General features: G+C 70.6%; 19 protein-coding genes and 1 pseudogene. 8 read left to right on the top strand and 12 right to left on the bottom strand.

The features are described 5' to 3' along the window. Positions 1-7: 7 nt before the first annotated feature. The 3 genes from ACK4K7_RS13095 to ACK4K7_RS13085 form a co-directional block, all read right to left on the bottom strand. Complete coding sequence (locus ACK4K7_RS13095; protein WP_431866637.1) at positions 8-478, bottom strand: hypothetical protein; 471 nt, start codon at positions 476-478, stop codon at positions 8-10. A gap of 69 nt (positions 479-547) precedes the next feature. Further along, positions 548-1,141 carry a fasciclin domain-containing protein gene (locus ACK4K7_RS13090; RefSeq protein WP_431866635.1) on the bottom strand — a complete coding sequence of 198 codons (594 nt, stop codon included), beginning with the start codon at positions 1,139-1,141 and terminating at the stop codon, positions 548-550. An 81-nt stretch (positions 1,142-1,222) separates the two neighbouring features. Further along, on the bottom strand, positions 1,223-2,398 hold the full coding sequence (locus tag ACK4K7_RS13085) for a hypothetical protein (protein ID WP_431866633.1): 1,176 nt from the start codon (positions 2,396-2,398) through the stop codon (positions 1,223-1,225). Positions 2,399-2,576: 178 nt separating this feature from the next. Between ACK4K7_RS13085 and ACK4K7_RS13080 the strand changes: the two genes are divergently transcribed. Together ACK4K7_RS13080 and ACK4K7_RS13075 are read left to right on the top strand one after the other, a co-directional pair. Further along, entirely contained in the window at positions 2,577-3,395 is an 819-nt protein-coding gene (locus ACK4K7_RS13080; RefSeq protein WP_431866632.1) for a MipA/OmpV family protein, read from the top strand. Positions 3,396-3,440: 45 nt separating this feature from the next. Beyond that, a complete protein-coding gene (locus ACK4K7_RS13075) occupies positions 3,441-4,616 on the top strand; it encodes an AI-2E family transporter (RefSeq protein WP_431866631.1) in 1,176 nt (391 codons plus the stop codon). A 274-nt stretch (positions 4,617-4,890) separates the two neighbouring features. Here the strand turns inward: ACK4K7_RS13075 and ACK4K7_RS13070 are convergent, their stop codons facing one another. After that, on the bottom strand, positions 4,891-6,615 hold the full coding sequence (locus tag ACK4K7_RS13070) for a cation:proton antiporter (protein ID WP_431866629.1): 1,725 nt from the start codon (positions 6,613-6,615) through the stop codon (positions 4,891-4,893). Between the two features lie 163 nt (positions 6,616-6,778). Here ACK4K7_RS13070 and ACK4K7_RS13065 point away from each other — a divergent pair, with 163 nt between their 5' ends. Then, the gene (locus ACK4K7_RS13065) at positions 6,779-7,228 is read left to right on the top strand and encodes a hypothetical protein (protein WP_431866628.1); all 450 of its coding nucleotides are present in this window, start codon (positions 6,779-6,781) and stop codon (positions 7,226-7,228) included. Between the two features lie 24 nt (positions 7,229-7,252). Continuing rightward, complete coding sequence (locus ACK4K7_RS13060) at positions 7,253-7,681, top strand: OsmC family protein (RefSeq protein WP_431866626.1); 429 nt, start codon at positions 7,253-7,255, stop codon at positions 7,679-7,681. Positions 7,682-7,757: 76 nt separating this feature from the next. On the opposite strand, the pseudogene ACK4K7_RS13055 reads toward ACK4K7_RS13060, so the two are convergent. From ACK4K7_RS13055 to ACK4K7_RS13040, 4 genes and pseudogenes are all read right to left on the bottom strand, one after another. Further along, positions 7,758-7,940 (bottom strand): annotated as a pseudogene (locus tag ACK4K7_RS13055) (OsmC family protein); the annotation flags it as partial. Between the two features lie 273 nt (positions 7,941-8,213). Next, entirely contained in the window at positions 8,214-8,546 is a 333-nt protein-coding gene (locus ACK4K7_RS13050; protein WP_431866625.1) for a hypothetical protein, read from the bottom strand. A 73-nt stretch (positions 8,547-8,619) separates the two neighbouring features. Then, positions 8,620-9,099, bottom strand: a complete 480-nt coding sequence (locus ACK4K7_RS13045) for a bactofilin family protein (RefSeq protein ID WP_431866623.1) — start codon at positions 9,097-9,099, stop codon at positions 8,620-8,622. 1,585 nt (positions 9,100-10,684) lie between these two features. Next, positions 10,685-10,918, bottom strand: coding sequence for a hypothetical protein (locus ACK4K7_RS13040; RefSeq protein ID WP_431866622.1), 234 nt, complete (start codon positions 10,916-10,918; stop codon positions 10,685-10,687). A 109-nt stretch (positions 10,919-11,027) separates the two neighbouring features. On the opposite strand from ACK4K7_RS13040, the gene ACK4K7_RS13035 reads away from it, so the two are divergent. Then, positions 11,028-11,468, top strand: a complete 441-nt coding sequence (locus ACK4K7_RS13035) for an ExbD/TolR family protein (RefSeq protein WP_431866621.1) — start codon at positions 11,028-11,030, stop codon at positions 11,466-11,468. A 28-nt stretch (positions 11,469-11,496) separates the two neighbouring features. On the opposite strand, the gene ACK4K7_RS13030 is transcribed toward ACK4K7_RS13035, so the two are convergent. Next, positions 11,497-11,673: a hypothetical protein gene (locus ACK4K7_RS13030; protein WP_431866620.1), complete on the bottom strand. Its 177-nt coding sequence runs from the start codon at positions 11,671-11,673 to the stop codon at positions 11,497-11,499. Positions 11,674-11,737: 64 nt separating this feature from the next. Beyond that, positions 11,738-11,929, bottom strand: coding sequence for a hypothetical protein (locus ACK4K7_RS13025; RefSeq protein WP_431866619.1), 192 nt, complete (start codon positions 11,927-11,929; stop codon positions 11,738-11,740). Between the two features lie 487 nt (positions 11,930-12,416). On the opposite strand from ACK4K7_RS13025, the gene ACK4K7_RS13020 reads away from it, so the two are divergent. Then, positions 12,417-12,623: an SEC-C metal-binding domain-containing protein gene (locus tag ACK4K7_RS13020; protein WP_431866618.1), complete on the top strand. Its 207-nt coding sequence runs from the start codon at positions 12,417-12,419 to the stop codon at positions 12,621-12,623. Here ACK4K7_RS13020 and ACK4K7_RS13015 read toward each other — a convergent pair. Both ACK4K7_RS13015 and ACK4K7_RS13010 read right to left on the bottom strand, forming a co-directional pair. Next, on the bottom strand, positions 12,620-12,805 hold the full coding sequence (locus ACK4K7_RS13015; protein ID WP_431866617.1) for a hypothetical protein: 186 nt from the start codon (positions 12,803-12,805) through the stop codon (positions 12,620-12,622). The two genes, ACK4K7_RS13020 and ACK4K7_RS13015, sit on opposite strands and share 4 nt — an antisense overlap. Positions 12,806-12,814: 9 nt before the next feature. After that, on the bottom strand, positions 12,815-13,015 hold the full coding sequence (locus tag ACK4K7_RS13010; RefSeq protein ID WP_431866615.1) for a hypothetical protein: 201 nt from the start codon (positions 13,013-13,015) through the stop codon (positions 12,815-12,817). Between the two features lie 468 nt (positions 13,016-13,483). Between ACK4K7_RS13010 and ACK4K7_RS13005 the strand changes: the two genes are divergently transcribed. Both ACK4K7_RS13005 and ACK4K7_RS13000 read left to right on the top strand, forming a co-directional pair. Beyond that, positions 13,484-13,780 (top strand): hypothetical protein, encoded by a 297-nt coding sequence (locus ACK4K7_RS13005; RefSeq protein WP_431866613.1) that lies wholly within the window; start codon positions 13,484-13,486, stop codon positions 13,778-13,780. 113 nt (positions 13,781-13,893) lie between these two features. Next, a complete protein-coding gene (locus ACK4K7_RS13000) occupies positions 13,894-14,448 on the top strand; it encodes a helix-turn-helix domain-containing protein (RefSeq protein ID WP_431866794.1) in 555 nt (184 codons plus the stop codon). Positions 14,449-14,772 lie beyond the last annotated feature (324 nt).

Here is a 14,772-nt window from a genome sequence, read left to right as displayed (position 1 = left end):
CGCCGCCTCAGCGGGCGGCCCGGAAGGCGGTCTCCAGCGCGTCGTGCAAAGCGACGGCGGCGTCCGTCCAGCACCTGATCCGGTCCGGAGCGGCGGTGGATCCACGTCCGTCGGTCAGCACCAGAATGCGCGCTCCGCCATTGCCGACGATGATCCGCGGCGGCGTTCCGCCGGAACAGGCGTTCAACCCGTCCGCTCCCGCGCGGTCGAACGCGCGGCGGATTTCGGTCAGTGCGGCCGGTTCCAACGCGCCGGCCAATGCCGGCCGTTCCCGCCCCGCATCGTTGCAGACGGCACGCGGCGCGCCGGCGGTGAGCCGATACTCCCCGGTCGCGAGATCCAGATGGACGTTGCCCGCTGGACACCATTCGGACTGGTGGATCGTGGAGAACAAGGTCGCGATGCGCTGGCCGGTCGCGGCGTCGACCGGGGCGGGCGCCTGAGCGGCCAGCACCAGGGATGCGAGGATTGAAAGCATGGCTCCCCGTCGCACGGCATCCGAATTCCTGCAAGGAATTAGGAGCTTAGCTTTCCTGAATGCAGCAACTCAGCGCCGCTCGGGCATCAGCACGGCATCGACGCTGTGGACGACGCCGTTGGAGCGCAGCTCGTCGGCGCGGACCACGCGGGCCCGGTTGCCGGCGCCGTCGGTGATGAGGATCGCGTCTCCGTCCCGCGCGGCCGACAAGGTGGGGCCGGCGACCGTCGCCAGCTCGGCCCGGCCGCCGGCGCGGTCGATCGCCACGCCGATGTCCTGCGCCATCACCGTGCCGGGCACGATATGGTAGCTGAGCAGGCTGCCGAGCCGCTCCCGCTGCTCCGGCGACATCAGGGCGGCACGCTCTTCCTCCGGGAGCGCGTCGAGCGCCGCGTCGGTGGGGGCGAACACCGTATAGGGTCCGGCGCCGCGCAGCGTCTCGGAGAAGCCGGCGGCCTCCACCGCCTCGTTCAGGCGGCGATGCTCGGGCGACTGGGCGAAGCCGTCGGCGATGGTGCGGCTGGCGGCGCCGGCGGCATTGCCGCCCGCCGAGGAGCCGGCCGGCGGCTCCGGCGCGGCCGCCTGATCGTTGCCGGCGCCCGCGCCCTGCTGGCAGGCGGCGAGCGCGCCGGCGGCGGCGATGAGAAGCATCTTGCGGATCATGGTCTCACTCTCCTGAAGCTGGAGCGACAATGATCGGACCCCCGTTCCGGTTGCGTCACGAGCGGAACGGGGGTCGCCCCCTCAGGCGATCAGCGAGATGATCTGCTCGATGATCCGGCTCTGCGGGTCCACCTGGTAGATGTTGCCGTCCGCATAGCGGTACAGGTGATCGGGCGTGTCGTAATAGGTGTCGCGATGTTCGAGCGGCACGTTGTAGACGTCGTAGCCGCCCGGCAGCAGGTCGCCGACGCCGAGCCCGCCGAGCCCGCCCAGCGCGCCGCTGGTGAGGAGCGCCACCACCGTCTCGATCAGCCCGTTGCCGGAATTGACCCGGTAGATGGCGCCGTCGTCGTAGCGGTAGCTGTAATCGCCGCCATCGGCATAGAGGCCGCGATACTGGTAGGGAACGTTGTAGACTTCATAGCCGAGCGGCAGCGGCTCGCCGACCATCAGCCCGGTCGCCGCCAGCGGGATCACCCGCGACACCAGGTTCGATCCCCGGTCGAAGCGGTACACATAGCCGCCGTCGTGCCGGTAGTAATGGTCGTCCGCGTCGCGGAAGCGATAGCGGTAGCGTTCGGGGATGTTGTAGTCGATGCGGGCGACCGGATGCGGCCGGCCGACATACTGCGCCTTGCGCAGCTGGCCCGGCGGCATGCAGAAGGCGTTCTGCTTGGCCAGCCCCGGCGGGCAGGCGCGGCCGAAGCCGGTCGCGGGCAGCACCCGCGCCTCGCTCCAGAACCGCCGGTCGTCGCGCGGCCGGTCGACATAGCGTTCCACCGCCCGGTCGCGGGTGCGCGACGCGTCCCGCCAGGCACGCTGTTCGGCGCGGCTCTGCGTCTCCAGCGGGCGCCGGACCTCGCGGGCATAGCGGCGATCCGCCTTGCGCTCCGCCTGCTGGACCCGCCGTTCGGCCTTGGCGTTGCGGCGCTCCGGCCGCTCGGCGCGGCGTTCGACCTGACGTTGCGCGCGGGGATCCTCGCGCCGTTGCGCCTGGCGTTGCTGGCGCTGGGGCCGGCTTTGCTCGCGCGCGGCCTGGCGAGGCTCGCGCGCGGCGCTGCGGTTCTGGCGCTCGGCCTGGCGGTTCTCGCGCCCGGCGCGGCGCTCCGCGCCCTTGCCGCCGCCGCCGCCGCCTTGCCGCATCTCGGCGGCGGGATTGCCGCCACCCTGGCCTTTGCCTTTCCCCTGCCCCTGGGCGAGTGCCGGCATGGTCGCCGCCAGGGCGGCCGCTCCGGCCAGAAGAATATGGGTGCGCATATGAAACTCCATCGGTGCTTGCGGTAAGAACCGTTGGAGCGGCGGCCGCGTTCCTGGGGTTCCGGCTCGCTTCGCCCCGTCGCGGGTGCGACCAGTCGCCGCAAAATGAAGACGGGATGAATGAGCGGCGATCCGCGACGGCTGCGCAACGATCCGCGGCGCCGGTAGTTGAAGCAACATGAAAGCTGCTCCTCGCGCGCGTCTCGCCGCCTTCGCCGCTCCCACCTTGCTGGCGGGTGCCTTGCTGGCCTCTCCCGCGTCGGCGCAGCAGGCGCCGCCCGCGCCGGGCGAGCGCATCGTGACGATCGGCCTCGGCGCGCAGGTCTATCCCCGGCATCCCGGCGCGGACTCGCTCGGCATCTATCCGATGCCGGTGTTCGGCCTGCGCCGCGCGGGCGAGCCGCTGCCGATCGAGGCCGCGGACGACAGCTGGGGCTTCGGCCTGCTGGGCCGCGACGCGCCGGTCAACATCGGCCCCGCGGTGCGGCTGCTCGACAGGCGCAAGGCCGAACATGTCGGCGCCCCTGTGGACGAGGTCGGCCGCACGGTCGAGGTCGGCGCCTTCGCCGAAACCTATCTCACTCCCGCCTTCCGGCTGCGCGCCGAAGGGCGCAAGGGTCTGGGCGGCCATGACGGCTGGATGGGCGACCTCGCCGCCGACCTGCTGGCGCGCGGCGGCGAGACCTGGGTCTTCTCCGTCGGGCCGCGCCTTCGCATCGCCGACCGCAACTACATGAACGCTTATTACGGCGTCACGGCGGCCGAGGCGGCGCGCACCGGCCTGCCCGCCTATCGCGCCGGCGGCGGCATCCATGCGGTGGGGGCGATGACCGGCCTGCGCTACCAGCTCAGCCCCGCCGTCGGCGTTCACGGCTATGCCGGCTACGACCGGCTGGTCGGGGACGCGGCGCAGTCGCCGGTGGTGCGCGCCTTCGGCTCGCGGGATCAATTCTCCGCGGGCCTCGGCCTCTCCTACAGCTTCGCCATCGGCCGCTGACGGCGAGGCGGCGGAACCCTTCCATTCTCCGCGCGATTGGCAGCCATGGCAGACGATGCTTCCCGAAGCGGTGACCGCGACTTCATCCGCCGCGTCCTGATCCTCCTCGCCATCCTCGGCGTGGCGGCCCTCCTCATCAAGCTCAGCGACCTTTTGATCCTGATCTTCGGCGCGGTCGTCATCGCCGTGCTGCTGAGCGCGATCACCAATCCGATCCACCGGCACCTGAAGATCGGCCGCGGCTTCTCGCTGATGATCGCGGTCGCTCTGGTGCTCGGCGTGATCGGCGGGGCGGGCGCGCTGTTCGGCAGGGAAATGGCGGTGCAGGTCCGCGAGCTCGGCGAGCGCCTGCCGGGCGCCTGGCAGAGCGCGCGCGAGCAGGCGGGGGAATATGGGATCGAAATCCCCGATTTCGGGGAAGACGCGCCGGGCGAACCGGCGGCGCCCGCCGAAAACGGCGCCGGCGCCGGCGGCGAAGCGGCGGACGGCAACGCCGCCCCGGCCGAAGAAGCGGCGGGCGAGGAGCAGCAGGGCAATCCCGGCGGCGGTATCCTCTCCGAGATCGATCCCAGCATCTTCGGGCAGGTCGGCGGGATCCTGATGACCATCTTCGGCGGGATCGCGCACACCTTGCTGGTGGTGGTGGGCGGCATCTACCTCGCCGCGCAGCCGGACCTCTATCGCAAGGGCCTGCTGAAGCTCATCCCCAAGGGCAGCCGCGGCCTCGCCGCCGAGGGGCTGGACGACAGCGGCAAGGCGCTGAAACTGTGGTTGCTGGGCACGTTGGTGTCGATGGTGCTGGTCGGAAGCCTGACCGCCTTCGGCCTGTGGCTGATCGGCGTGCCCTCCTGGCTGGCGCTCGGGCTGCTGGCGGGACTGTTCGAGTTCATCCCCATACTGGGCCCGATCGCGGCGGCGATCCCCGGGGTCCTGCTGGCGCTGACGGTGGGGCTGGACACCGCGCTCTGGGCGGTCGGCCTCTACCTCCTCATCCAGCAGCTCGAAGGCAATGTGATCCAGCCAATCGTGCAGCGCTACGCCGTCGATCTGCCGCCGGCCATGCTGCTGTTCACGCTGGTGGCGGGCGGGCTGCTGTTCGGCATCGTCGGCATCATCTTCGCCGCGCCGCTGACGGTGGTCGCCTATGTGCTGGTGAAGCGCCTCTACGTGCGCGAAGCGCTCGACACCGAAACCCCGCTCCCGCACGAACGGCACGATTGAAAAAGCCTGTCGCGGCCGTGCTTTAGGGCTTGCCGCCTGGGTATGACGGATGTCATCCTCGCCCCACCCCGGCGCTTCTCGCGGAGGGCAAAAGGGAGGATGAAGATGGCACGCAGGAAAGAAGCGGCTCCGAAGATCGCCGAACTCACCGCCAAGGAAGTGAAGGCGGTCGCCGGCGGAGCTGCGCCGGTGGTCACCACGTCGGGCGGCTGACCCGGATCGCATGAGGGCGCCCGGCCGGCACCCGCCGCGCTGGGCGCCTTTCCCCGGTTCACTAGCGCCAGATGGGCTGCTGCCCGTCCTCCTCCACCGCGCCGCGGCCGCGCGCCGCGGCGGCGCTGCCAAGCAGATCGACCGCCCGGTCGGCGGCGTCGCTGAACGGTTCGAGGATCAGGTCGGCGCCGGCCGCCTTCAGCACGTCTCCGTCGGGTTGATGATGCACGGTCATCGCGACGCGGCCGGTGAAGCCCGCGTCGCGCAAGGCCCGGAGCAGCACCAGCCGGCCGTCATGATGATTGACCCCGCCGCCCTGCTCCGGGATCGACGAGATCACCCATGCCGCGCGCGACAGCGGCAGCGCGCCGACGAATTCGGGATCGGCGGCATCGCCGAACACGGCATCCAGCCCGTCATTGCGCCAGCGCCGCACCGCCAGCGGGCTGAAATCCACGCCGAGCACCGTCCGCCCGTCCGCCGCCAGCCGCCGGCCGATCGTGCCGCCATAGCGGCCGAGGCCGAACAGGATCACGTCGAACGCGCCGTCGGCGCCGTCGAACGCCTTTTCCTCGGCATGCGCCGACCGGCGGTCGAAGATGCGCAGCGCCGGCTCCAGCCGGGCGTAGAGCTGGTGGGAATAAGTGATCATGTAGGTCGAGGCCGCGATGGTGATGAGGCCGACCAGCGTGACGAGGCCGAGCGCGTCGGCGGAGACGTGCCCGAGCGCGACCCCCATCGCCATGAAGATGAGCGAGAATTCACTGATCTGCGCGACGGTGAGGCCGGCGAAGAAGCCGGTGCGGCGGCGATAGCCGAGCGCGACCATGATCGCGATGACGATCAGCGGATTGCCAATGAGGACGAAGGCGGACAGCACGCTGGCGTCGATCCAGCTCTGGCCGAGATTGGCGAGATCGAGCCGGGCGCCGAGCGCGATGAAGAAGAAGAGCAGCAGGAAGTCGCGCAGCGGCGCGAGCCGCGCGGCGATGGCGTCGCGGAACGGAGTGGAGGCGAGCGCCACGCCCGCCAGCAGCCCGCCCAGTTCCTTGCCGAAGCCCAGCGCGTTGCCGAGCGCCGCATAGGCCGCCGCCAGCGCGATGGCGAAGCCGATCAGCAGCTCCGGCGCCCGTGCCAGCCGCTCGGTCAGCGGATCGGCCAGGTAGCGGATGAACAGCAAGGTGACGCCCAGCATCGCGGCGCCCGCGCCGAACACGGCGGCGATCTCCGCCGGCCCCGCGTCGGCCCGCCCGCCGACGCCGATCGCCGACAGGACGATCATCGCGAGCACGACGACCAGGTCCTGCACGATCAGGAAGCCGAGCGCGATGCGGCCGTGCAGGCTGTCGATCTCCCGTTTGTCGGAGAGCAGCTTCACGATGATGATGGTCGAGGAGAAAGTGAGCGCGACCGCGACATAAGCGGCGGTGACCGGATCCATGCCGAGCGCGAGACAGATGAGATAGCCGAAGCCCGCCGTGAAGGCGACCTGGCCGAGCCCGGTGGCAAGCGAGACGAGGCCGAGCGTTCGGACCAGCTTCACGTCGAGCTTGATGCCGACCAGGAAGAGGAGAACGGCGATGCCGAGTTCGGCGAGGAGATCGATCGGCTCCGGCGACTGGGCGATGGCGAGGCCCGACGGCCCGGCGATGATCCCGACGAAGATGAAGGAGACGATCAGCGGCTGCCGTAGCAGCAGGCCGAGGAAGCCGACGCCCGCGGCCAGGACCAGCAGAGCCGCGATCTCGTTGAAGATCGAACCCGAAACCCAGTCGGCCAGCATCATCCCCCCTTGTGTTGCGAACCGCCTGTCTATTCCCCTGCGGGCATCCGATGCAATCCGGGGAAGCTCTAGGTTGACGGCCCGGCGTGCTCCGGCTGCGGCCATGCGCGGAACGCGCCCGGCGGCGGCTGGTTGAGCCTTCGAACCAGCAGGAAGGAGAACGGCCATGCCCGACACCAGGAGCGGCGGCATCGGCGGCGGAACCAACGGCGCCGAACTTGCCGACGTGGGCGGCGAGGATCTGGCCGGCGCCGGCGGATCGAGCGGCGGCGGCACCGTCGCGGGACGCGGCGTTCCGTCCGGCGGCACGACTCAAGGCACCAGCGACTCCGCCGACGCGACGCTCGCCGGCACGCCGTTGGCGCCCGCCGACAGGGACGCAGAGATCGTGGCGGAGGCGGCGGCGCTCGGTACCGGCGCGACCGGCCCGGGCGGCGGCACGATGGGCGTCGGGCCGGTCGGCGCGGAGGCGATCGGCCAGGGCGCCGGCCGCGGCGCCGTCGCGTCCGGCACGCCCGGCGACAGGAGCGGGCTTGGCGGCGGCGGTCCCGCCGGGCAACATGGCGGCACCGGCCCCTCCGGCACGGCAAGCCCCGGCGGCAACAACCGCGCCTGACCACAGGACCAGGAAAGGAACGAGATGACGACCAGGACCGCTTCGGCCCGCTACGAGGGCTTCGGCAAGGACGGACGCGGCTCCGTCTCCACCCAGTCGGGAGTGCTCTCCGACCAAAAGTACGATTTCGGCACCCGCTTCGGAGAGGAGCCGGGCACCAATCCGGAAGAGCTGATCGCGGCGGCCCACGCGGCCTGCTTCACCATGGCGCTGTCCTTCGCGCTGGCGAAGGAGGGGCTGAGCGACGGCACGCTCGAGACGGTGGCGAAGGTGAAGCTGGAGAAAGACGGCGACGGCTTCAAGGTCAGCCGCTCCGACCTTCAGCTGACGGCGCGGGTCGACGGAATCGATCCGGAACGCTTCCGTGAGATCGCGGAAGGGGCGAAGGCGGGCTGCCCCATCTCCAAGTTGCTCAATGCGGAGATCGGCTTCGACTTCAGCCTGAACGGCTGAGCGCCGGGGGCGGCGGCTCCACCGTCACTTCGGTCTTCAGCGAATTGGCGATGAAGCATTTCCCGTGCGCCTCATGGTGGAGGCGGGCGAGGAGGTCCGGTGCCGGTTCGCCGCCGGCGAAGGCGATGCGCGGGCGGAGCGTGATCGCCGCCAGGGCGTAGCGGCCGGGGCCGATCCGCCCCATCCGCCCTTCCGCTTCGTCGGCATAGCTTTCGACGTCGAGCCCCGCCTGCTGCGCCAGCGCCAGGAACCAGAGCATGTGGCAGGACGAGACCGCCGCCACCAGAGCCTCTTCGGGATCGACGCCGGCGGGGTTCGACATCGGCACCGGCACCACGTCGGGCGAGGCCGACGCGGGCACTTCCGCGCCGCCGTCGAACCGCCAAACATGGGCGCGGCTGTAGCGCCCGGAGGCGAAGGCGCCGTCGGAGCGCCACGCCACCACCGCCTTGTGCGCCGATCCCCGATGTTCCGCCATGGCCCGCCTCCCGCCGCCTTCGTCTAGCGCGGCGGGAGACGCGTGGCGAGTGGGTCAGCCGCCGCTTTCGGCGTCCATCGGGCTGACGCCGCCGTTCGGGCGGTCATGGCCGGACGCGCCGCCGCCCGCTCCGCCCATGCCGCCGACGTCGCCGCCGCTCGGCGCGCCGCCGCCCGATTCGCCGGCGGCGCCGGCCGCGCCGGTGCCTTCGCTGGTGAGCTTGCCGCCGCGGTTCAGCGCCGGATCGCCGCTGTTGCGCTTCGGATCGTCGCCGATCGGGCTCTCGCCGGGGGTCGCGCTGCCGCTCGTCGGGAAGTCGGGCGTGGCGTCCGGCTCGCCCGTGCCGGCGGTGCCGCCGGGGCTGCCGCGATCCTGCTGCTGGTCCATGAGGGTCTCCTGTTGGACATGAGGTTCGACAGGAGCAACGAAGGCCGCGGCGCGGCCGTTCCGAACGTGAAGGTCAACCGGCGGCGGCGCGGGGCGCTTCGGCGATGGCGATGAGCGGCGGGTCCTTGGGATCGGCGCCATTGGCCAGGGCCTTGGCGGGAGCGATGGCCGCGAGGGCGGCGCCCTCCTCGGCGCCCGCGATCCGGCTGAGGCGGCCTTCCACCCGCGCGCCGGGCGCGATGCTGAGCGTTTCATAGGCGATGTCGCCGAGGACACGGGCGCTGCCTTCGACGATCAAAGTCTTCGCCTCGACGCGGCCTTCGACCAGGCCGGCGAGCCGCGCCTGGTCGGCGACGACATTGCCGGCGATGGCGCCCTTTTCGCCCTGGATCAGCCCGGCGCAGCGCACGTCGCCTTCGACCCGCCCGTCGACGTGCAACTGCGCGTCGGTCCTGAGGTCGCCGCTCACCACCGCTTCCGGGCCGATGAAGGAGAGACCGCCTTTCTCCCGGGCGCCCGCGCGGACGCCGTCCTTCCTGGATTGTCCGAACATGACGTCCCTCCCCACCGCGAGCATGATCGGCTCATTACGCGCCCGGATCAAGAGGGGGGCGCGAACCGCTTCCGGGTGAGCGCCAAACCTTCTCCCCTCCCTGCACGCAGGGAGGGGTTGGGGGTGGGTGCGTAAGCGGAGACGCGCTGCCGGTGGAGACCGACCCACCCCTAACCCCTCCCTGTTCCCAGGGGAGGGGACAGAAGGGAAGCTCGCCCCTCCTCTCCTCACTCACAGAACACAGGTTGGGGGGCGAAGCGGCGCGGGGAAACTGGCGGCGAGGGGCGGCAACACGACCAGTCCCTCAAACGGTAATGGGGGCTGGTGTCGCCACCAGCCCCCACTTTCCCGAGCCCGTCTTCGGCGGCGCGGCAGCACCGCCTTGGTCCGCCCTCGGGCGGTTCGGGTCGCCGGCCGGAGCGAGGCTCCGGCGGCTCCCCTGTCGGACGACGTTGGCGCAAAGCCCGAGGGCGCTGCGTTTCAAGCCATCCCCGGTTCCGTTCCGCGGCCGAAGCCGATGGTCCGGTTCCGTTCGGGTCGGCCGCCGCAGGTCCGGCGCGGGGCCGGAGATGCGGCAGGCTTCCCCTGTCGGGTCCGCCCCGCTTCGCTTCGATGGGGCCGGAGCCTTGCCGAAGCCGCTTTGAGCTTTCCCTTTTCGGGTCCGCCCCGCTTCGCTTCGCTTAGGCCGGAGCCTTGCCGAAGCCGCCTGGGCTTTCCCTTTTCGGGTCCGCCCCGCTTGGCTTCAATGAGGCCGGAGCCTTGCCGAAGCCGCCTGGGCTTTCCCTCGGTCGGATCTCGCAGCTGGAGCCGAAGCCGCCATTCCGTTCGATCTTCCCGTTCGGGTCTGCGCGCTTTCCCGGGCCGAAGCCGCTGGGTCCGTTCGCAGTCCCCGGTCGAGACGGGCTTGCCTTGGCCGAAGCCGCCGCTTGCCGCGCTCTTCCGTCGGACCGGCACTGGGGGGTCGCGGCCGAAGCCGCTGCCATGGTGCCGTTCCCGGCCTCTCCTCGATCCGCGGGGCCGAAGCCCTCGCTTTTCCCGGTTCGGCCGTTCGGGTCGGCTTTCTCCTGGACGCCGAAGCGTCCCTGGTCCGGCTTTCCCCGGCGTTCCTTTCGAAGGTCCGGCCGAAACCGGTTCTTCGTCATTCCCGCCGTTCGGGTCCTCGCCGGAAGCCGGAGCTTCGGCCGGTGTCCCTCAGCAGCGCCTTCGCGCCGCCGGCGCCGCCGCTTCCTGTTTCGCGCATCCATCCGGGACCGGAGTTCCGGATTTCCAGCGCGGGCCGGAAGGGCCAGTCGCCCGCCGGTCGGCTTTCCGATCGTCCTCTTGCGAGGCGAAGGGTGCCGCGTCCGGCGCCGTGGTTTCGAGCGGTGTCGGTCCGTTTCCGGTCCGATCGTCTCGGCCACGGGTTGAAGCTGTCATGCTTTGCGAGTCGCACAAAGCGGATTCCGCCTGTGGATAAGTAGGATATCGGGGATAAGTGGGCGCCGCCGGGAAAGGCGAGGAATCGCAACGCGATGGGCGCCGGAGCGCGGCCCCGATGGCCGCCCGGCCGCGACTTGTCAACAGGCAAAGCCGCCGAATCGGGCGATCAGCGCCGCCCGAACAGCCGCAGCACGAGCCGGCCGAGCAGCCAGGAGAGGCCCCCCGCCAATGCGCAGAAGCCGATGACGATGGCGGCGATCAGGAGCTGCGCGCCCAGCGACGGCCCGTGCGCGTCGGACGAGGAGCGCAGCACCCCCACCGCTACCCCGATCGGCCCGAGCAGCAGCAAGGCGGCGAGGAAGCCGGCGACGGCGAAGGCGAGCGGCAGGCGGCGGAGCATGGCGCGAGCCTAGCCGAGCGGCGGCCCCGGAACCAGCGGCGGCGATGCCGTTGCCGCCGCGGCGCCGGTCATGTTACGATGTCTCATAACAAAAGAGAGGAGAGCCAGCATGCCGACCATCCGCGCCAGGGCCCCCGCCTTCGCCGCCGCCGAGGACGCGCCGATGAAGGAGCTCAACACCACGCCCCTGATCGACGTGATGCTGGTGCTCCTGATCATGTTCATCATCACCATCCCGATCTCCACCCACCAGGTGCCGCTCGATCTGCCCGGCACCCGGCCGGTGTCCGCGCCCGCAGCGGAGCCGGTGGTCCGCCGGCTGGACATCGACGCGGCCGGGGCGGTGCGGCTGGACGGGCGGCCGATGGACGCGCGGCGCCTGGCGGCGGAGCTGGCGGCGATCGCGGCGCATCCGGCGGCCGAGCTCCACCTGCGCGCCGACGCCGAGACCCGCTACGAGCGGTTCGACGAGGTGCTGGCGATGGTGAAGCGCGCCGGCATCGCCCGCATGGGCATGATCGGCAACGAGCGCTTCGCCGAAGGGCTGTGAGGCGCCGGAGGGCGGCGCGGCGCCGCGATCAGGCGGCGCCCGCTTCCTCGGCCTGCTCCTCGGCCCGGCGCAGCTCGGCGGCGAGCGCCTCCGCACTCATCGCCGGGGCGCGGGCATAGCGCTCCATCACCTGTTCCAGTCCCCAGGTGCCGCCCGCCGCGGCGGACAGGCTGGCGGCGGTGAGCAAGATCTGGACGAGCTGCATTCGAATTCCCCTTCCCGTTTCGGGCGATGTGGGAAGCGCAGGCGAGGATGGGAAGAGGCGGCGCTCAGCCTTCGCGCCGGCCGCGCGGCGCGCGCGGGCGCCACACCACCTTGCGGCCCTTGGGCACGTGCCAGCGGCCCGACGGCGTGCGGACCAGATCGGCCCCGCAGCGGCGGCAGCGGCTGAAGAAGAAGCCCCGGTTCCAGACCGGTTCCGGAGCGGCGCGGTGGAAGCCGAGGCGGCACAGCAACGACATGGCCCCGCTTTAGCAGAGGAGGCGGCCGGGGCGGAAGCCGGGGCGCGGCGGGCGGCGGCGGCGGCGGGCGTCCCGAAACGGGCGTGTTCCCCGGCGGCGCCCCTCACCCCCGCCGCCGGCCGGCGCCTCAGCCGCCGCGGCGGCGGGCGAGGCCGTCCTGGATGCTGACGAAGCCGAGCACCGCCATGAACAGGCCGCCGGCCGCCATCACCAGCAGCCCGTAATGCGAACCGATATATCCGAGCATGATCGTCTCCCTTGGCGTGGAGACCGCTCTATCGGCGGGCGGGCGCGGCGCCGCGATACGGGATGTTACGGACCGGGGGGCCTTTACCCGGGCGGCCGGCGGGGCTAGGGGCGCCTTCCCCGCCGGCATGCCGCCCGCGGGATCGAGAGGAGGCGACCATGACACGCGACCGCCACGACGACCTCCCCTGCTTTCGAGGTCATTTCCAAACGCCGTAACGGCTTCCCGTCCGAGACGCGGGTGAAGCGGGGCCTCCGCTTCGTGCGCGGCGGCGAAAAGGAGCTGGTCGAGAAGCTCGGCCGGCGCGATCCGTGCCCGTGCGGCTCGGGCAAGAGCTTTCAAGCGCTGCTGCCTCGCCTCCGGCCGGTTTCGACGGCGCGGAGCGGAAGGACTATTGGCGCGACTGAGCGGGGCGGCGCTCCGGGGCGTGGACGCGGGCGCGGCTAGCCGCACTCGATGTCCACGTCCACCTTCCCGTTCTGGCCGACCTGCCAGTTCACGTGCTTGACCGGGGCGGGCGCCATCGGAGCGTCCGGAAGCGAAAGCTGGATCGTGTCGCCTACGGACGGGATCTGAGGCATCGAGGCCTTGTGGGCGCGGCCGCCGATCGTGATCGTCACATTCATCATGTCGGTCTCTCAACTCGTGTGGCAGGCGGGGCAGCAATAGGCGCAGCCGTTGGCCCGTGGATAATCGCGCTTCGCTTCGAGCACGGCGCCGTGGCAGGAGCCAAACTCGCCCAGATATTGCGCGCTGGACGGAAAGTAGCGGCAGCTCCGCACATGGACCTCGTGGTCGCCGTTCGACTGCTGATTCCGGTTCACGTAATAAGACTGCATCCGGATCCTCCGTTCTGGACCTTGGCCGGAGGTTAGCCGCGTTCCGGCCCGGAAGGAGGTGCAAGCTGATCCGAAACGGAGCTGGTTTCCACCGAAACGGAAGCCGCCGGGACGGACAGGCACACCGGCCGGGAAACGGCGCCGCGATCAAGCGGCAAAGGTGACGAAAGCGCGCGCGACCGGGCAATTTTCCCGAGCCTTTTCAACGCGGCCGATGCGGGCGGGTGATCGACATGTTCAAAGAGCCGGCCGGCCCCGAAGCGCCGGGCGATTCGGACCATGGCACGATCGGGGGGCTGTAGGACAATGGTTTGTGGGCGTTGGACGGATCACGGCCGTTCCCAGACGGACGCCGCCAGTCCGTCCCTTGGGCCGCTCCGGCGAGAGCAACCATGCTTGGCACCTGCCAGCAGGTCGGGTTATGCCTCCGCCCGCCATGGGTGAGGATCCTTTCTTGACTGGTCACGAATGCTGACCGGCGGGAGCCGCGTCCAAGGGGCCGTTCCGGACGGTGCACTGATCACCCCTGCACAGTCGCGCATGGCGCGGGCGGCGCTCGACTGGCCGATCGCGGCGGCGGCGCGCGCGGCCGGCATCAGCAGCCGCACTCTCCTGCGCTTCGAGAACGAGCAGCGCGACATCAAGCCGGAGCTGATCGCGGCGGCGCGGCGGGTCTACGAGGAGGCGGGGGTCCGCTTCCTCGACGGCGGGCCCGACGCCGGCGCCGTCGTCCCCCCGCCCCTCAAGGTGCCGCCGCCGAGATAGGCGCTGGAGCCTGACCTTCGCGGTCATGAATCGTGACCGCGAAGAGGCCGCAGCCTGACTTCAAGGCGCGAGGCGACCCACTTGTCGACCGGGTGGTGCCGGAGCGGGTGGGGATGCCGTCCAGAGGGTTTGATCTGGAGCGTCCTGTTCTTCGGCTGGAGCAGTCACGCATGGCGCGGGCGGCGCTCTTATGGTCGCTCGAGGATGCGGCCGCGGCGGCGGGCGTCAGCCGGCGCACGGTGCTGCGCTTCGAACGCTATCATCGGGGCGTGAGGCCGGAACTGCTCCAGGCGGTGCGGCGAGCCTATGAGGCGACGAGGGTTCGGTTCTTGGACAAGGGACCGGATGCCGGCGACGTGGTGCCGCCGCCACTGAGGGTATGCGTCAGTAGACGATTAGCATCTCCTGCTCCGGCGCGACCTTGCCGGTGCGGTTCTGAAACTACCACGGCGGATCGGCGAGGATGGTGCCGAACTTCTTTCCGCGCGCCGAAGCGAGAAGGTCGATTCCGGCTTCGGAAGGTCGGCGGCGGAGCGGAACATAACGAGATCTTTGTTTCCAAATTGGCAATTCGGCAACCTGATTTTTTACGGTGCTGCGGTAGCTGCCAAGCCTCCGGCCATGGTCGAGAGCGTGCCAGCCACGCTCCAGTCCCTAGTCGTGAATAACACGGATGCATCAGCTACGATGGTCATGAGGCCGGCAATCTTGTGTGCTGGAATGGGTTCAGTCCCCAACGGCTGCGCAAGCTCAGTCCTTAGCTGATTAAGCATCTGCTTGGGCACCGCGGCGATGGAGCCGGGAGCCAAAGTCCTCTCGCCATGTCGTATCTGATCAATCGCGAGGCCGTAATTTTCCACAACGTTCATGATTAGGTTTCGTGGACAAAGCTTGACGGGGGACTCGCAGGTTGATTCAAAGCTTCCTTTTGGAGGCGGCGTTGGGCGAGTGGATTGGTCTTACGGATGACGAGTGGGCATTGATCGGGCCGC

This window comes from Allosphingosinicella sp. (genome assembly GCF_046295735.1).
In the GTDB taxonomy this organism is placed as follows: Bacteria; Pseudomonadota; Alphaproteobacteria; order Sphingomonadales; family Sphingomonadaceae; genus Allosphingosinicella.
The sequence above is the reverse complement of the archived record's forward strand: the minus strand, read 5'-3'. Positions and strand labels throughout refer to the sequence as shown.

Excerpts from the sequence above, each read along its gene's own strand:
- ACK4K7_RS13095 (WP_431866637.1), bottom strand. The coding sequence starts at position 478 with ATGCTTTCAATCCTCGCATCCCTGGTGCTGGCCGCTCAGGCGCCCGCC.
- ACK4K7_RS13090 (WP_431866635.1), bottom strand. The coding sequence starts at position 1,141 with ATGATCCGCAAGATGCTTCTCATCGCCGCCGCCGGCGCGCTCGCCGCC.
- ACK4K7_RS13085 (WP_431866633.1), bottom strand. The coding sequence starts at position 2,398 with ATGCGCACCCATATTCTTCTGGCCGGAGCGGCCGCCCTGGCGGCGACC.
- ACK4K7_RS13080 (WP_431866632.1), top strand. The coding sequence starts at position 2,577 with ATGAAAGCTGCTCCTCGCGCGCGTCTCGCCGCCTTCGCCGCTCCCACC.
- ACK4K7_RS13075 (WP_431866631.1), top strand. The coding sequence starts at position 3,441 with ATGGCAGACGATGCTTCCCGAAGCGGTGACCGCGACTTCATCCGCCGC.
- ACK4K7_RS13070 (WP_431866629.1), bottom strand. The coding sequence starts at position 6,615 with ATGATGCTGGCCGACTGGGTTTCGGGTTCGATCTTCAACGAGATCGCG.
- ACK4K7_RS13065 (WP_431866628.1), top strand. The coding sequence starts at position 6,779 with ATGCCCGACACCAGGAGCGGCGGCATCGGCGGCGGAACCAACGGCGCC.
- ACK4K7_RS13060 (WP_431866626.1), top strand. The coding sequence starts at position 7,253 with ATGACGACCAGGACCGCTTCGGCCCGCTACGAGGGCTTCGGCAAGGAC.
- ACK4K7_RS13050 (WP_431866625.1), bottom strand. The coding sequence starts at position 8,546 with ATGGACCAGCAGCAGGATCGCGGCAGCCCCGGCGGCACCGCCGGCACG.
- ACK4K7_RS13045 (WP_431866623.1), bottom strand. The coding sequence starts at position 9,099 with ATGTTCGGACAATCCAGGAAGGACGGCGTCCGCGCGGGCGCCCGGGAG.
- ACK4K7_RS13040 (WP_431866622.1), bottom strand. The coding sequence starts at position 10,918 with ATGCTCCGCCGCCTGCCGCTCGCCTTCGCCGTCGCCGGCTTCCTCGCC.
- ACK4K7_RS13035 (WP_431866621.1), top strand. The coding sequence starts at position 11,028 with ATGCCGACCATCCGCGCCAGGGCCCCCGCCTTCGCCGCCGCCGAGGAC.
- ACK4K7_RS13030 (WP_431866620.1), bottom strand. The coding sequence starts at position 11,673 with ATGCAGCTCGTCCAGATCTTGCTCACCGCCGCCAGCCTGTCCGCCGCG.
- ACK4K7_RS13025 (WP_431866619.1), bottom strand. The coding sequence starts at position 11,929 with ATGTCGTTGCTGTGCCGCCTCGGCTTCCACCGCGCCGCTCCGGAACCG.
- ACK4K7_RS13015 (WP_431866617.1), bottom strand. The coding sequence starts at position 12,805 with ATGATGAATGTGACGATCACGATCGGCGGCCGCGCCCACAAGGCCTCG.
- ACK4K7_RS13010 (WP_431866615.1), bottom strand. The coding sequence starts at position 13,015 with ATGCAGTCTTATTACGTGAACCGGAATCAGCAGTCGAACGGCGACCAC.
- ACK4K7_RS13005 (WP_431866613.1), top strand. The coding sequence starts at position 13,484 with ATGCTGACCGGCGGGAGCCGCGTCCAAGGGGCCGTTCCGGACGGTGCA.
- ACK4K7_RS13000 (WP_431866794.1), top strand. The coding sequence starts at position 13,894 with ATGCCGTCCAGAGGGTTTGATCTGGAGCGTCCTGTTCTTCGGCTGGAG.